This is a genomic window from Streptomyces sp. MB09-02B, from assembly GCF_033794485.1.
In the GTDB taxonomy this organism is placed as follows: Bacteria; Actinomycetota; Actinomycetes; order Streptomycetales; family Streptomycetaceae; genus Streptomyces.
Window position 1 is genome coordinate 1 of sequence record NZ_JARGEE010000873.1, and the last position, 1,280, is coordinate 1,280.

Sequence of the window (1,280 nt, forward strand, 5' to 3'; positions counted from 1 at the left end):
TTTCAGGCACAAGACGTGATACGTGTTTTCTGCTGTGCCCGTGGGCTCGGATATTTGTATCAGAGACAGTCCTTGCAGTGACCGCCCACCCCCCCCGTGAGCGAACCCTTGAAACGGGACACCGTGACTCATGTTGCGGATGCCCGTATCCTCGTCAATGCCAGATATTTCCGATAAGCGGATTGTCCAGGGCGCGAGTGAGGCCAACGTGGTGCGGTCCGACGGCGAGCCGATACTCACGGGGCGTGCGACAGACGGCACGGGCCCCACCCTTTTCCGTGAGCGGTTCCTGCAGGGGGAGCCGCTGGAGTCAGGCGTGCGCGCCTCGATCCTCGACTCCTGGCGGCGCTGCCGGTCCCTGGGGCTCCTGCCGGACCGCTCCGACCTCCCTTTCCGGGACGACTTCGACCGCGACGACCGGGTCGCCCGTGCCGCCGCGCCGGTGCTCGACCGGCTGGAGTCCAGGTTCGCCGGCAGTGCCATGAACATCTCCGTCGCCGACGCGAACGGCACGGTACTGCTGCGCCGCTTCGGCGAGGCGTCCCTGGCCAGAGGGCTCCCGGACATCCAGACCGTGCCGGGGTTCGTGTTCGCGGAGCGGTTCGCGGGCACCAACGGCATCGGGCTGGCCCTGGCGGAACGGCGGCTCATCCGGGTCTACGGCGCCGAGCACTTCGCCGATCGCTCCCAGGGCAGCGCCTGCCGCGCGCTGCCCGTGCGCGACCCGCTCAGCGGCCGGATCGAGGGCGTCCTGTGCTTCGGATATCCGCGCGGCTTCGAGAACCCGGCGCTCTCCGCCGTGATCCGCAAGGCGGCCGCGGCCATCGAACGACGGCTCCTCGGGCAGAGTTCCGCACGTGAACGCTCCCTGTTGCAGGCGTATCTGGACGCGGGAGTCGAGGCCGGCACGGGCCCGTACCGCCGCCTCGGCGTCGACGAACTGGCCCTCGGGCTGCGCCCCGTCGACCGGGCGACCCTCCTGGAGAAGGCCGCCGGGCTGATCGCGCACGCGCAGCGGGCAGCCGTCGAGGTCTCCCTCACGGACGGCCGCCGTGTCACGCTCGTGAGCCGCCCGATGACCAGTGCCTCCGGGGTGGAGGGCGTCGCCGTCGAGGCCGTCCTGCACGACCCCTCCCGGCCGGAGGCCCTCACCGCCCCGCGCCGGGCCGAGCCCCTGCTGAGCCTCGCGCAGGTGGCCGGGGGCCGGTACGGCGGTGAGCGGGCCGGGGGCCACGACGAGAGAAGTGCCGCGGACGCGGTGGACGACCGAGGGGTCGACG

General features: G+C 71.6%; 1 pseudogene. It reads left to right on the forward strand.

The annotated features are described in order from the left end of the window. Positions 1-208 precede the first annotated feature (208 nt). Positions 209-1,280 (forward strand): annotated as a pseudogene (locus P1P70_RS44770) (protein phosphatase); the annotation flags it as partial.